The following is a 14,903-nucleotide window of genomic DNA, read 5'->3' as shown; positions in this document are numbered from 1 at the left end:
AAATGCAAAGCTATACTGCCCGAGTAGTGATTGTTACAGGTTTAATAAAATGCGGCACACCTCGGATTTTGATGTCGAGACGCTCAGCACGCTTTTGCACACCGCTTCGCTGAACGATAAAGCCGAACCGAGGGGGGTTGCCTCGTTTTACGCAAGATTTCTGAAACGTCCGCTGGATGTTGCCGCGGTTCTGATGGTGCTGCCGATCGTCGTCCCGTTGATTCTGGGACTGGCGTTGCTGATCTGGTATCACGGTGACAAGCCGTTCTATACCCAGCCCCGCATCGGGCGTTCGGGCCGCAGTTTTCGCCTGTGGAAACTGCGCACGATGGTCGAGGATGCGGACGCCCGCCTGGCCGAATACCTGCAGGTCAACCCCGCGGCCAAGGCAGAGTGGGATCTGACCCAGAAGCTGAAGAACGATCCGCGCATCACCCGCGTCGGTCGGTTTCTGCGCAAGACCTCGCTCGACGAACTGCCGCAGCTGTTCAACGTGCTCAAGGGCGACATGAGCCTGGTTGGTCCCCGCCCGATGATGCTGGATCAGGCACAGCTGTATCCGGGCGCAGACTATTATCATCTGCGTCCCGGCGTCACCGGTCCGTGGCAGGTGTCGGACCGCAACGACAGCAGCTTTGCCGCCCGCGCCACCTTCGATGCTCAATACGCTGCCAATCTCAGCTTCAGCGGCGACATGGCGATCATCGGCCGAACTGTCGGGGTGGTGCTGCGCTGCACAGGCTACTGAACAGCGCGCCGGGCCTTGGTTCCGGCGTTCTGGCGCATGTCATCATGAAATTCCATGCACCGCATGCGCCGCCATGCAACCACCAGGGTTGCGACGGTTCCGCTGAGTGAATAAAGCGCAAGCAGGGCAATCCACGACAACCCAAAGGCTGACGCGCCGATCAACGTTACAACCACCGCGGTTGCCGCACCTATGCCCAGAATACCGATCAGCGCCCGATTCTCCTTAAAGCTGTCTGGTTCCATAGTGCCGAAGATTTTACAAATCGCTAGACAAACTTTTGAAAACGGCGTTCAAACAGGCACCATAGCCGGATTCCGGCACGAATCTGCGGATCGATCGGCGGAAGGGCGCCGAGAATCCGGCCAAATCTGTATTCTCGCCGCAGATGAAAGGCGCCTTGCGTGCGAATCGGCTATCTGATCAACACCTACCCCCGCCCGTCGCACAGCTTCATCCGTCGCGAGATCGCCGCGCTCGAATCGCTGGGCTTGAGCGTTCATCGCTTCGCCATGCGGGGCGAGCGCATGGCGCTGAACGACCCGGACGACCTGGCGGAACACGACCGAACCGAACACATCCTGGCGCGGGGCATTGTGGGGCTGCTGCCGGGGGTAGTGCAGCTGTTCCGACATCCGCGCGCCTTGGCGAGTGGGCTTGCAATGGCCTGGCAGCGGGCGCGACAGGGCGAATCGTCGCTGCTGCGCCAACTGATCTATCTGGCAGAGGCGGCACAGATCGCCCATCGCGCCCGAGAACTTGGGATCGGTCATGTTCACGCCCATTTCGGCACCAATTCGACGCGGGTTGCGGCCATGGCGCATCTGCTCGGCGGTCCCGGCTACAGCTTCACCGTTCATGGCCCCGAGGAGTTCGATGCTCCGCAACGGCTGGATCTGTCGGGCAAGCTGACCGCTGCGCGCTTTTGCGTGACGGTCAGCAGCTATGGCCGGTCGCAGATGTATCGCTGGGCGCAAGGCGCGGACATCTCCAAGGTGCAGGTCGTGCATTGCGGTCTGGACATGGCGCGCTGGTCCGACCCGCGCGCGCTGCCCGATGGCCCGCTGCGGATGGTGGCGATCGGCCGCTTTGCCGAGCAGAAAGGGTTCGGTCTGCTGGTCGAGGCTTTCGCCCAGGCCTGGCAGCAGCGCCCGGATCTGCGACTGACGCTGGTGGGCGACGGTGAGCTACGCCCGCAGATCGAGGCCAGGATCGCCGCGGCAGGCATGGAATCGGCCGTGGAACTTCTGGGCTGGCAGGACGAAACCGGCGTTCGCGCAGCCATCGACGCCGCCCATGTGCTGGTCACACCCAGCTTTGCCGAAGGTTTGCCAGTCGTGATCATGGAGGCGATGGCCTGCGCCCGCCCGGTGATTGCCACCTATATCGCCGGAATTCCCGAACTGGTCCGGCCGGGTCAGGATGGCTGGCTGGTTCCGGCTGGCGATGCATTTGCCCTGGCACAGGCGATGTTGCAGGCGGCCGCCTGCTCGCCCGCAACCTTGGCCGAAATGGGCGCAGCAGCCCGCGCACGGGTTCTGGAACGTCACGACATCCGAATTTCGGCGCAGCAGCTGGCCGCGCTGTTCAGCCGCGCCACAGGCTGACAGCCAGCCAATAGCCCGCCGCGCGCGCCCAGCGCCCACCGATCAGCCGCCGACCAAGGCAGGCCCGGAACCTCTGGCGCGCGATGACCAGGGGCACTGCGCCAAAATCCAGCATCTGGCCGGTCAGCGGATATTGCGCCTTGAACATCGCCTCTTTCGCGCAAAAAGCCAGTATTGGCGAAGAATCCGCGCCCGCGCGATAGGGCATCATCGCCTGCGCCAGATCGGGGGGCAAGGCGCGGTCGCATGGCTCGATATCGACACCCGGGCTTGCGCCCCCGACCGGGGCAGCGACGGCAATGCAGTATTCGCCTGCGTGGGACAGGCTTGCACGGATGGTAGCGGGCAGATCAGGGCGCCGATCGGGGCGCATGCGGATCGGAATGTCGCCCGGCAGGTCATGGCCGGCACATGCGATGGCGCGCCGCAACGCCAGCCGCCCCAAGGCAAATTCCCGCTGCCGATGTTCGACCGCCCGCGCCACGCAGGCCGCCTCGGCCGGCAGCAGCTTGGGCACCGGATCCCTCAGCGACAGGACCGCACAACCATATCCGGGGGGCAGCAACCGCAAGGCCTGATCGTGCAGCTGCTCTGCTGCGGTCATCGTCCCTCGCGCAGCTGCGCCCGCAAGGCCCGGCGACGGGCCATGGCGTCGCCCGTCGCGGACGAGGACACAATCGTCGGTGTCGCAGGCGGTTCACTTCCCGGCGCGGGAACAGCCGGTTGATTGGCTGCTGGGACCGCCGCCGGGCCCAGCGCCGCGACATGGCGCACGAAATCGGCAAGCACGGGAAAACGGAAGATATCCGTCACTCCCAACCGCGGCAGTGCCAAGCGATCACGCATGGTGCGGTGCAATTGAATTGCCAGCAACGAATGCCCGCCCAGGGCAAAGAAATTGTCCCTGGCTCCGATCTGCGCCACGCCCAGCGTTTCCGCCCACAGGGCCTGAACCGCTGCCGTCAGATCCTCGGCCGCGACAGCGGTCGAGGCGGCCGGGGCGGCCTCGATGGCCGGCCCGGCCGCCGCCCCGTTCATCGCGGCGCTGGCGGCAGGTTGCTGAGCGCCGGGCATCGGCAGCTGCTTGCGATCGATCTTGCGGTTCGGGGTCAGGGGCATCCGTTCCAGCCGCAGGATACGACCGGGCACCATATGCGCGGGCAGTGCGGCCGCCAGCGCTTCGCGCAGCGCGGCCTCGGACAATGTCGCATCGCCGGTAACATAGCCGACCAGACGCCGGTCGCCCGGCACATCCTCGCGCACCAGTGCTACCGCCTCGCGCACGCCGGGCTGCGCGGCCAGCGCCGCCTCGATCTCGCCCAGTTCGATGCGGAAACCGCGCAGCTTGACCTGATGATCGGCCCGGCCCAGGTATTCCAGCCTGCCGTCATCGTGCCAGCGCACCAGATCGCCCGTGCGATAGATCCGCGCGCCCCAGGGCGCGGCACGCTCGGCAGGCACGAACGGGTCGGGGCGAAATGCGGCGGCGGTCAAATCGTCGCGCTGCCAATAGCCACGCGTCACCCCATGGCCACCGATCCACAATTCGCCGGGCACTCCCGGCGGAACCGGTGCGCCGTCTGCGTCCAGCACATAAAGCTGGGTATTGGCGATCGGCCCGCCCAGATGCACCTGCCCGTCCGTGGTCAGATCGGCGACGGTCGACCAGATGGTGGTTTCGGTCGGACCATACATGTTCAGGATGCGCGCCCGGGTCACGGCCTTGATCTCGGCAAGCAAGGCGGGCGGCAGCGCCTCGCCGCCGATCAGCAGGCATTTCAGCCCCGCCATGGCCGATGCCACCTGCGGGTCCGACACCAGGATGCGCGCCATGCTGGGCGTGCATTGCAGATGCGTCACCCCCCAGCGCCGGATCTGCGCCGCGATCGAGAAATCGCGCGGGTCCAGCTGTGCATCTGCCGGGTTTACCTCGGCCCGCAGCCGGGCAAGCAGGGGGAATCCGGCCATCACCTGATCGGGGGCGATGCCGTAATCGATCAGGCAGGCGACTTCGCCGACGCCGATCCGCTTCAGCTGCTCGATTCGGTCGATGCCGTCCTGAAGCGATCCGAACAGGCCCGAATCCTCGAAATAGCGCAGGAAGGCGAATTCCAGAATGCCGTCCAGTTCCTCTTCGGTCAGGCTGCCCAGGTCGATGGCCATGGGATTGGTCATGCCCTCGGGCTTGCGAAAGGCCGGGAAATCCCAGGCATATTGCTTGACCAGGGCCGCGGCACTGCGCAGGTAGTTCTTCATCGGCTCGCGGGCGATGGCGCGCGCGGTCTCGCGATCCTCGGCCAGGCAGGTGTGCAGCATCAGCGTCACGGTGAAATCCGCCGGATCGTGGCCGGCCGCGCGCAGTGCCGCGTGGTAATCCTTGATCCTTGCACCGACCACATCGATGCTCTGGCCCAGCAAATGGGTCAGCACATTCATGCCAAGCCGACCGGCCTCGACCCAGGTGTCGGGATTTCCGGCCACCGTCATCCACAACGGCAGATCCCTTTGCACCGGCCGCGGCTGGGTCACCACGCCAAAGGGTGTGCCGTCATGGCGCGGAAACTCGACCGGCTCGCCGCGCCACAGGCGGCGCAGCTGGTCGATACCGGCGATCATCGCCGTCTTGTTCGCGGGTGGCGCGTTTTCGGGACGCAGCACGAAATCATCCGGCTGCCAGCCCGAGGCGATGGCCAGCCCTGCCCGACCGCCGGTCAGGTTGTCGATGACCGCCCATTCCTCGGCCACCCGCGCGGGGTGGTGCAGCGGCAGCACGCAGCTGCCGGCCCGCACCGCGATGTTGCGCGTCACCGCCGCGACCGCTGCCCCCGAAACCGACGGGTTCGGATAGGGGCCGCCAAAGGCGTGAAAGTGACGCTCGGGCGTCCACAGCGCGACAAAACCGTTCTGATCGGCAAAGCGCGCGCCCTCCAGCAACAGGCGATATTTCTGCGGGCCCGGTCCGTCGTCATTGCCCCAGTAGAACAGGCTGAACTGCATCCCCCCCTGCACCTCGGCCCGCGGCGCGGCCGCTGTCGCCCCCGACACCGCCAGTCGCGATTCCTCGCCCGCGATCACCAGCCGCAACCCGCGCGCCAGCGACCAGAAGATTTCCAGCACCGAGATGTCAAAGGACAGGCTGGTCACCGCCAGCCAGCTGTCGCCCGGCTGATGCGGGATCACCGCATCCATGCCGACCAGGAAATTGGCGACGTTTCGATGTTCGACCATCACCCCCTTGGGTCGCCCGGTCGAGCCCGAGGTATAGATCAGATAGGCCAGGTTCTGCGGCGCCACGGCAGTGACCGGCGGCGCGATCAGACCCTGCGGAAGGTCGGTGGGAATCGTCAGCAAGGCCGCCTGATGCGGGGGCAACCGCCCGGCCAGTCCGTCCTGGACCAACACCACCCCGGCGCCCGAATCCTGCAGATAAAGCGCGATCCGTTCCGGCGGATAGTCGGGGTCCAGCGGCACATAGGCGCCCCCTGCCTTCCAGATCGCCAGCGCGCCGATCACCAGTTCGGGCGAGCGTTTGGCAAACAGACCGACGGGCCGGTCCGGCCCCACGCCCATCTGCACCAGCCGCGCTGCCAGGGCATTTGCCGCGCGCTCGAGCTGGCCGCGGGTCAGGCTGCGATCCTCGAAGGCCAGCGCAACGGTATCGGGGGATTCGCCGGCCTTTTCGGCGATCAGCTCGTGGATGCAGGCCAGGCGCACCGGGGCCTGCGTGGCGTTGCGCCCAATCAGCAACGCCTCGCGTTCGGCCGCATCCATCACCGGCACATCGGCCAGCGCCGTTGTCGCGGGCAGCGCCAGTGCTGCATCCAGGATGCCCGCCAGCCGTTGCGCCTGCGCCGGGCTGACCCGGGCCGGATCGTGGTCCAGAAACGCCGCCTCGTCGGTCAGGGAGACCGTCAGCGCCGCGCCGGCGACCGTCCCGCGTGGATCCAGGCTGATCGCCAGATCCGGCACCGCCGCATCGCGCAACTCGGGCGCGCGATGCAGCAGATCGGTCATGAAAAAGCCGTGCCGGGCCTGATCCGCGATCTGCGCCATCAGCGTCGCGCCGAAATCGGCCAGGGTGTCCTTGCTGTCAGGCGCGACCGCCAGCGGTTGCCAGTCGGCGACGATTCCGGGGGCCTGCGGCTGATCTGCCGGGCGCAAGGCCAGATCGCAGGCCGTCTGGCCAGCCAGCCGCGCCAGGGCCAGCGCCGCAACTGCCAGCCGTTCGGGGCTGGCGCCGGGCAGCAGCGTCAGCCGGCGGCTTTCGCCCGCGCCCTCGCCCGACAGCACGGCCGGCGTCATCCGCGCCAGCCGCCGGCGCCACCAACCATCATGACGCGCGGCCTGGCTGCCCAGGGCCGTCAGTTCTGCCGCGCGATCCGCTGCCAGCACCGGGATCACCGCCCCGACCGGCGGCAATGGCCCGCGGAATTGCAGACGGATGGCGGCATCGGCGGCGGCGATCACCGCGATGTCGCCATGATGCGCCAGAACCGTGCCCGGTGCCGCCTGCGCCGGCTCGGTCCCGGCCGAGGCCACGACCGACAGCACCTGGCCATCTGCCAGCAGCACCTTCGGTTCGGTCAGCGGGTTCCAGTAGCCGCCGTGATCCAATCCCCGCACAAGTGCGCAGATTTCCGCAGCAGGGCGGGTAAAATCCAGCACAGCTGCCGCCGGCGGGCGCTTGTCTTTGCCCACATAGCTGCGCTGCGACAGGTCCTGGGGCCGGCGCTGCGGGCCGCTGCCCTCAAGCTGTGCCACCACCTCGGCAAAGCTTTCGGCGCCGCGCGCGAAACAGCGGGCGTTCAACGTCAATGCGGTGTCATCGGGGCGCAGGTCGAACAGGGTCTGGGCCAGGATGTCGCCTTCGTCGATGCCGCCCTCAATCAGGTGCCAGGTGATGCCGTGCTGCGGCTGGCGATCGATGATCGCCCAGACCGGGGCATTCAGCCCCGCCAGCCGCGGCAGCGGGCCGTCATGAAAGTTTATGGCGCCGCGCCGCCCCCGCGCCAGCATCTGCGGGCTGAGGATCGAAAGGTTCGCGACGCTGAACAGCCAGTCGGCCGCAGGCGGATCGTCGGGCATGGCTGCGTCCTGGTCCTCGACCGTCAGCCCGGCCTGGGTCGCCCAGGCGCCAAGATCGGGGTTGCGCGTCACCACCGCGACAATTCGATGCCCACGCGACAGCAGCGTTTCGGCCGCGTGGCGCAGCAGGGATTCGTTGCCGACCAGAATCGCCGAAAATTGCGTCATGGCTTACCCTTTTCAACATGCTGGGGCCGAGGCTGCGCGCGCAGCGCGTGGCGCAGCAGATAGGACAGATGCCCCGGGGGGGTATCCGGCCGCCGCCCTGACAGCAGGCAGCGCAGCGAAAATACCCCGGCGCCGGCCAGATGGGCCGCTGTTGCGCCCAGCGCACCCCAGCGACCGTGATGCTTTTCAAAATAGCGGCGTCGCGAATCGTACCAGTAATCGGGCGGGCGGCGCCATTGCTTCATGCCGGTGCTGACCGAACCGATGTGCAACACCAGGCTTTCGACGACATAATGGGTCTGCCAGCCGGCGGCGGCGGCCCGACGGCACAGGTCGGTTTCCTCGTAGTACAGAAAGAAACCCTCGTCGAAGAGGCCAATGTTGTCCAGCACATCCATGCGGATCATCATGGATGCCCCCGCCGACCAGTCCACGCGACCGGATGTCACGGGCTGGGGCAGGCTGACCACGCGGCGGCGCAGCAGCCGGGTGATCGGGCCGGTGCGGCTGGTCTGCTCGAACTCGCCCGCAGCGGTGGGAAAGCGGAAGGCGGTGGTATGGGGCACATCATCCACCCCGCGCAGCCGCGAACAGGCGATGCCCGCCTGCGGATGCGCGCCCAGGTAATCGACCAGCGCCCGGATCGAGCCGGGTTGCGGAATCGCGTCAGAGTTCAGCAGATAGACCAGATCGGCGCGGCGCCCGTCTGGCAGCCCCTGGCGGATGCCGTGGTTGTTGCCGGCACCATAGCCGCCATTCCAACCCGACTGCACCACCGCCACGCGATCATCCGGCCAGCCGCGCGCCCGCACCTCGGCCCGCATCTGATCGAAAGAGCCGTCGCCCGAATCGTTGTCGACAATGGTGATGCCGCCGTCCAACCCCTGCATTTCCTGCATGGCGGCAGTGGCGGCCTCAAGGGACATCCCGGGCGTGCGCCAGTTCAGCACGATGACATGCACGCTTGGAGCGGTCATGGTCATGGTCACTCGGCCGCCTTGATGCTGGCCGGGTCGGGGCTGTCGGCCTGGGTAAGAATTTCGCGCAGGATGCTGGCCATACGCCGCACATTCGGCTCGAGCACCATGGAATCGTGGTCCCCAGGCACCTCGATCACCCGCAACTGCGGCATCCAGACACCCCAGCCGTTGTCCTCGATCACGTAATCGCGGCCGGAATTGATCCAGCGCCCCCCCGTCACCTTCCAGCGGCGATCCAGCGGTGGGCGAAACAGTGCGACCGGCCCGTCCCAGACTGACAGTTCCATCTTGGGCAGCGCCGCCAGGAAAGCAGCCTCGATCGCAAGATCGTGGAAGGCCCCGCTGGCCTCGGCGGCGACTTCCGCCTCGACGGCGCGGGCCTTGCTGCGGCGCTGGAATTCATAGGCCACGCGGTCGCGCAGCCATTTCCAGACGAACGCCGGCCCGCCTTCGCGCAGTTCACCCAGGCGGATGGCCAGCCGATCCTTGCGGCTGACGGTTTCGCGCAGCGGCAAGGGCGTGTCCAGCATCACGAGCATTGCCACCTGTTCGCCCGCAGCCCGCAGCTGACGGGCCATTTCATAGGCGGTCAAACCGCCGCCGGAAAACCCGCCCAGCAGATAGGGGCCATGCGGCTGCACCTGACGGATTTCCTGGATGTAATCGCGCGCGGCCTCGGTGAAATCCTGATGCGGCTCGTCGTCACCCAGCAGGCCGCGGGCCTGCAAGCCATAGAAGCGCCTGTCCGCGCCCACCCGTTGCGCCAGTTGCCGCAGGTTCATGATATTGCCGAACATGCCGGCCACGATGAAGAACGGCGTGCCCGGCCCGCGCCCGCCCATGTCCACCACAAAGCGGAACCGCGGCTTTTGCGACAGCGGCAGCCGCGCAACATTGTCGGGCGAAACGATCTCGCGCGGGCCGGTCCGTTCCTCGATCAGGGTGGCCAGGGCGGCGATGGTCGGCGCCTCGAACAGGGTCGAGATCGGCAGATCAACCTCGAACCGCTTGCGCAGCTGGCCGAACATGCGCACCGCGATCAGCGAATGACCGCCCAGGTCAAAGAAACTGTCCTGCGCGCCGACCTGCGCGATGCCCAGCAGATCCGACCAGATCGCCGCCAGTTCGCTCTGGATGCCGGGCGCGGGGGCGACGAAATCGCTGTCAAGGTCGGGCCGCTCGAACCCGCCCTCGCCGGGGGCGGCCTGTTCGGCCACGCCGGCCTCGGCGATCAGCGCCGGCAGATCCAGCGACGAGACATAGACCTGGCCCAACCCGGTCGAAATCGCCCGGCTGAGCATCGCCGGCCCGATGGCGGCAGGAATGCCCTGGCTGATGTTGTGCTGCAAACGCCGTTCCGCGGGCGACAGGCTGCGCGCGGGGCGACTGCGCGGCGGCTGCGCCGACATGGCGCCCGTCAGCTTGCGCAGGGCGAACCCGCGGATTTCGGCGACCACCGCCCCGTCCGGCCCGGCCAGGGTGATGTCGAATTGCGCCAACCCCTGCGCGTCGCTGTTGTCGCCGGCGTTGCGGATGCGGCTGGTAACCTGCGCGGGCAAGGGTGCGAAAAGCCGGATGGCACGATAGCCCATCGGCACCCACAGGTGATCCGGGCCCCAACCGCGGATCAGCGCCATGGCCCAGCCGGTGGCAATGTCCATCAGCGCCGGATGCACCAGCCATTCGCCCGCTTCGGCGGCGAATTCGGGCGCCAGCGCCAGTTCGGCCACACCTTCGCCGCCCGACAGGCAATAGCGGCGCAGCACCTGCCAGCGCGGGCCGAAGTTCATCTGACCTTCCTGCGCCGACGGCAAGGCGGCCCCCTGCCCGTCCCGGTCCCAGTCCTTGCCCGCAGGCAGCGGCAGGGGCGCAGGTTCGTGCAGGGCAGCGACCAGCGCGGTGACATTCGCCTCGCCCTGCGGGTCGTCGAGGATGTCGATGCGCATGGCATCGCCTTCAGGAGTGACGCGGGTGGTCACCAGCACCTTGTCGGCCACCAGCACCGGGCGGCGGAATTCCAGATCGCGGATCACCAAGGGCAGGGTCAGGCCGGATTCCAGCGCCGCCTCGGTCACCAGTTCGATCCAGCCGGTCCCGGGCATCAGCGCCTGGCCGGCCGCGGTGCGATGGCCGCCGATGATCCAGTCCTCGATCCGCAGGGTGCTGCGGAACTCGCGCCCACCCGGCACCGGCAGGCTGGCCTCCAGCAGCGGCCGCCCCTGCGGCACTGCCAGTGCCGCGGCGGTGTCCAGCCCCATGGCGCGCGCGGCCATGCCGGTATCGGCCCAGACCCCCCAATTGACCGCCAACACGCGCCCCAGCGCCGCCGGCGCCGAACGGGCCACCGCGTTCAGATATTCGTTGGCGGCCACGTAATCGGCCTGCCCCGCCGGCGCGATCACCGACGAGGTCGAGGCAAACAGCACAGTCAGTTGCGGCGGCTGTTCGGACAGCGCCTCGATCAGCGCCCGTGTGCCCAGCAGCTTGGGTGCCAGCACATCCCACGCCTCTTCATCGGTCTTGGCGGCGATCAGCCCGTCGCGAATGACGCCGGCGGCATGCATGACTACATCCAGCCCGCCAAAGCGGGCACGGGTTTCGGCCACCGCCCGGGCCATGTCCTCGGGGCTGGTGACATCGGCGCGGATGGCCAGAACCTCGGCCCCCAGTTGCTGCAAGGCCCGCAGCGACGCGGCGATGGCGGGCGTATCCACCCGCCCGCGCGTGGTCAGCGCCAGCCGCGCCCTGCCGCGCCCGGCCAGTTCACGGGCGATCGCCTGACCGATGCCGCCAAAGCCGCCGGTAATCAGGCAGATGGCGTCCTGCGGCACCCCGGCCAGACCATCATCCTGCAAGGCAATACGTTCAAGTCCCTGCTCGAAGCGACGACCGTCGCGCCAGGCGGCAATCGGGGCGGCGGTGGGCGCCAGCGCCTCTTCCAGAAGCTGGGCGGCCAGGCTGTCGACGCCACCCTTGGCCGGCAGGCGCACATCGACCAGACGCGCGCCGATCTGCGGCATCTCGCGGGGTATTACCCGGATCGGACCGGCCGCGGTGGCCTTTTCCGGCGCCGGCGCCGGCTCGTCCGCCACGCGCAGCGCGTCGTTGCAGACCGCGATCAGCTCGACCCTTGTATCGGGCAGTTCCGCGCCCAGCGCCTGGGCCAGGTGCAGCAGGCCGAAAAACCCGCGCTCTAGCCGGTCGTTGAGCAGGCTGGAGCCGGGACGGAAGCGCGCGCCACGCGTCACCGACCACAGATGCAGGATGCGCTGCGGCACCATGTCCTGCGCGGCCAGCGCGGCCAGAAGCATCTCGTAGCCTTCGCGGTCGGATTCGACCGGCAGGGCAAATCGCCCCTCGCCCCGGTCGGCGAAAGTGTCGCCGACCTCGACCACCGCCATGCGCTGCCCCAGACCGCGCAGCCCCGCGATCACGCGTTCGGCCAGACCCAGATCATCGGCAAAGACCAGCCAGGTCTGAGTTTCGCCCGCCACGGGGCCCTGCCGCCCGATCTCGACCGCAGGCGCGGCCAGGCGCCAGGCCGGCCGCCAGCCCCATTGCTCGGGCGCGTCGATCCGGGCAAGTTCCTGCGCGGCCTCGCTGGCCACGGGCGCGGCGCGGTCGATGAAATAGCGCTTGCGCTGAAAGACATAGCCGGGCAGCGACAGGCGCTGACGCGGGGCATCGCCCCAGATCTGCTGCCAGTCGATCTGGCCGCCGCAGGCCCAGAACCGCGCCAGCGCCGCCATGAAAAAGCTGTCATCGGCGGTATCGTGGTCGCGATGGCGCAGGGTGGTGATGACCTGATGCGCCGCCACCGCCGGGTTGGCCTTGGCCATGGCCTGCATGGCGCGGCCCGGCCCGACCTCGATGAATACCCGCCCCGGCTGCTGGGCAAGATGCGCGATGCCGTCGGCAAAGCGCACGGTGCCGCGCAGATGCGCCACCCAGTAATCGGGGCTGGTCGCCTCGGCATCGGTCAGCACCTGGCCGCTGCGGTTCGAGATGATCGGCACCTGCGGTGGCATCAGCCGGATCGAGGCCAGATAGGCGCGAAATTCGTCCAGCACCCCGTCCAGCAGCCGCGAATGTGCCGCGATGGAAATGGCAATGCGCTGGCATTCCACGTCGCGCGCGGCCATGGCGGCGGCAAAGTCCCGCAGTGCCGCATCAGGCCCCGAGACCACCGACATCGACGGCCCGTTCACCGCCGCCAGGTCCAGTTGCATATCGGCCAGTTCGCCGGCGAATTCATCAGGTTGCAGCGGCACCGACAGCATGCCGCCCGCAGGAACACGGTCCATCAGCAGGCCGCGCAAGCGCACCAGGCCGATGCAATCCTCAAAGCTCATCACCCCGGCGATGCAGGCGGCGGTGTTTTCGCCCATCGAATGGCCGATCAGGGCCGCCGGCCGCACGCCCCAGCTGATCCACAGCTGTGCCAGCGCATATTCGGTAATCATCAGCAGCGGCAGTTGCAACGAGGGCTGCAAGAGCCGGCGATCCGCCTCGGCCTCGGCGCCGGGTTCGGGCAGCCACAGCGCGCGCAGATCGGCCCCATGCGCCCGCGCCATGTGGTCAAGGCCGCGATCCATCCATTCGCGGAATACCGGCTCGGTCTGGTAAAGCCCGCGCGCCATGCCGGCATATTGCGCCCCGCCGCCGGGCAGCATGAACACCGCCTGCGCCGGATCCCCCACCGACTGGTGGTCAAATACCAGCCGAGGGTCCGGATCAGCCAGCAGCGCGGCCGCCTGAGCCGCGCTTTCGGCGACCAGCACCCGGCGGCGGTCGAACTGGCGTCGTCCCTGGATCAGCGTATGGGACAGGTCGGCCATATTGGTGTCGGGATGATCGGCCAGCCATGCGGCCAGCGCGGCGCTGTTGGCATCCAGCGCCGCCTTGCTGCGCCCCGACACCGCAATGATGTGCATCGGCCAGTCGCTGTCGGCCGAGGCCGGCCTGGGCGGCGGCTCTTGCAGGATCACATGCGCATTGGTGCCGCCGACGCCCAGCGAATTGACGCCGGCGCGGCGCGGCCCCGGCATCGGCCAGTCGCTCAGGCGGTCGTTGACCCGGAACGGCCCGCCGTCGAAATCGATCGCCGGATTGGGCTTTTCGTAACCCAGGCTGGGCGGGATGCGGCCATGATGCACCGCCAGCGCCGACTTGATCAGCCCGGCGCTGCCGGCGGCCGTATCCAGATGGCCGATGTTGGTCTTGACCGAGCCGATGTGGCACGGCCCCTGGCGGCTGCCCCGAGACATGCGCGCATAGGCCTGGTTCAGCGCCGCGACCTCGATCGGGTCGCCCAGCGCCGTGCCGGTGCCGTGACATTCCACATAGCCGATGTCGTCGGAGCTGAGCCCCGACATCGCCAGCGCCTCGGCCACCGCCTGGGCCTGACCCTCGACGCTGGGGGCCAGATAGCCGGCCTTGGCGGCGCCGTCGTTGTTGATGGCCGAGCCCTTGATGATCGCCCAGATGTGGTCGCCATCGGCAATCGCATCCCGCGCCCGGCGCAACGCCACCACCGCCGCACCGCTGCCGAACACCGTGCCCTGCGCGCGATGGTCAAAGGCATGGCAATGCCCGTCGGGCGACAGGATCTCGTTTTCCTTGTAAAGATAGCCCAGGCCATGCGGCATCTCGATGGTAACACCGCCGGCCAGCGCCATGTCGCATTCGCCCGACTGCAGCGACTGGCAGGCCATGTGGATCGCCACCAGCGAGGTCGAACAGGCGGTCTGCACATTGACCGACGGCCCCTTGAGGTCGAACACATGGCTGACGCGGGTGGACAAGAAATCCTTGTCGTTGCCGGTGTGGCGCAGCAGGAAATGACCCACGCCATCGACCAGATCCCGGTTCGAGCAGACGTTCCAGTAGAAATAGCTGCCCATGCCGCAGCCGGCCCAGACCCCGATATTGCCGCGGAAGCGTTCCGGGACATGCGCCGCATCCTCGAGCGCGTGCCAGCAGGTTTCCAGGAATTTGCGATGCTGGGGGTCCATGATCGCCGCCTCTTTCGGCGACAGGCCAAAGAATTCGGCATCGAATTCGTCGTAATGATCCAGCACTGCGGCGGCGGGCACGTAATTCGGGTCGGCCAGACGCGACCGCGATTCCCCACGCGCCAGCAATTCGGCGGCAGAAACCGGCTGAATCGATTCGACGCCGCGGCACAGGTTCGACCAGAATTCAGCGACCCCCGCAGCCCCCGGCAGCTGCGCGGCCATGCCGATGATGGCAATGTCACTGTCTTCAACAACGGTCTGGTCAAAGGCCATATCGGTGCCTCGTCTGAACTGTGAT

At 67.7% G+C, this 14,903-nt stretch carries 7 protein-coding genes; 2 read left to right on the top strand and 5 right to left on the bottom strand.

Features of this window, described 5'->3' with window-relative positions:
* Positions 1–49: 49 nt before the first annotated feature.
* Entirely contained in the window at positions 50–748 is a 699-nt protein-coding gene (locus GB880_RS06615) for a sugar transferase (protein ID WP_154492401.1), read from the top strand.
* Here the strand turns inward: GB880_RS06615 and GB880_RS06610 are convergent.
* Positions 742–993, bottom strand: a complete 252-nt coding sequence (locus GB880_RS06610) for a hypothetical protein (protein ID WP_154492399.1) — start codon at positions 991–993, stop codon at positions 742–744. The two genes, GB880_RS06615 and GB880_RS06610, sit on opposite strands and share 7 nt — an antisense overlap.
* Positions 994–1,152: 159 nt before the next feature.
* On the opposite strand from GB880_RS06610, the gene GB880_RS06605 reads away from it, so the two are divergent.
* Entirely contained in the window at positions 1,153–2,355 is a 1,203-nt protein-coding gene (locus GB880_RS06605) for a glycosyltransferase (protein ID WP_263467370.1), read from the top strand.
* Here GB880_RS06605 and GB880_RS06600 read toward each other — a convergent pair.
* From GB880_RS06600 to GB880_RS06585, 4 genes are read right to left on the bottom strand one after another with little or no spacing between them, the layout of a single operon-like run.
* A complete protein-coding gene (locus GB880_RS06600; RefSeq protein ID WP_154492397.1) occupies positions 2,336–2,959 on the bottom strand; it encodes a 4'-phosphopantetheinyl transferase family protein in 624 nt (207 codons plus the stop codon). The two genes, GB880_RS06605 and GB880_RS06600, sit on opposite strands and share 20 nt — an antisense overlap.
* Positions 2,956–7,608, bottom strand: a complete 4,653-nt coding sequence (locus tag GB880_RS06595; RefSeq protein ID WP_263467369.1) for a MupA/Atu3671 family FMN-dependent luciferase-like monooxygenase — start codon at positions 7,606–7,608, stop codon at positions 2,956–2,958. Before GB880_RS06595 ends, GB880_RS06600 begins: the two co-directional genes overlap by 4 nt.
* Positions 7,605–8,591 (bottom strand): glycosyltransferase family 2 protein, encoded by a 987-nt coding sequence (locus GB880_RS06590; protein WP_229774399.1) that lies wholly within the window; start codon positions 8,589–8,591, stop codon positions 7,605–7,607. The genes GB880_RS06595 and GB880_RS06590 overlap by 4 nt, the downstream gene beginning before the upstream one ends.
* A 2-nt stretch (positions 8,592–8,593) precedes the next feature.
* On the bottom strand, positions 8,594–14,878 hold the full coding sequence (locus GB880_RS06585) for a type I polyketide synthase (protein ID WP_154493706.1): 6,285 nt from the start codon (positions 14,876–14,878) through the stop codon (positions 8,594–8,596).
* Positions 14,879–14,903 lie beyond the last annotated feature (25 nt).

This window comes from Paracoccus sp. SMMA_5_TC, assembly GCF_009696685.2.
Classification (GTDB): Bacteria; Pseudomonadota; Alphaproteobacteria; order Rhodobacterales; family Rhodobacteraceae; genus Paracoccus.
Note: the sequence above shows the minus strand (reverse complement) of the source record. Positions and strands in the feature narration are given on the sequence as shown.

Coding starts and splice junctions, on each gene's coding strand:
- GB880_RS06615 (WP_154492401.1), top strand. CDS start 50: ATGCGGCACACCTCGGATTTTGATGTCGAGACGCTCAGCACGCTTTTG.
- GB880_RS06610 (WP_154492399.1), bottom strand. CDS start 993: ATGGAACCAGACAGCTTTAAGGAGAATCGGGCGCTGATCGGTATTCTG.
- GB880_RS06600 (WP_154492397.1), bottom strand. CDS start 2,959: ATGACCGCAGCAGAGCAGCTGCACGATCAGGCCTTGCGGTTGCTGCCC.
- GB880_RS06595 (WP_263467369.1), bottom strand. CDS start 7,608: ATGACGCAATTTTCGGCGATTCTGGTCGGCAACGAATCCCTGCTGCGC.
- GB880_RS06590 (WP_229774399.1), bottom strand. CDS start 8,591: ATGACCATGACCGCTCCAAGCGTGCATGTCATCGTGCTGAACTGGCGC.
- GB880_RS06585 (WP_154493706.1), bottom strand. CDS start 14,878: ATGGCCTTTGACCAGACCGTTGTTGAAGACAGTGACATTGCCATCATC.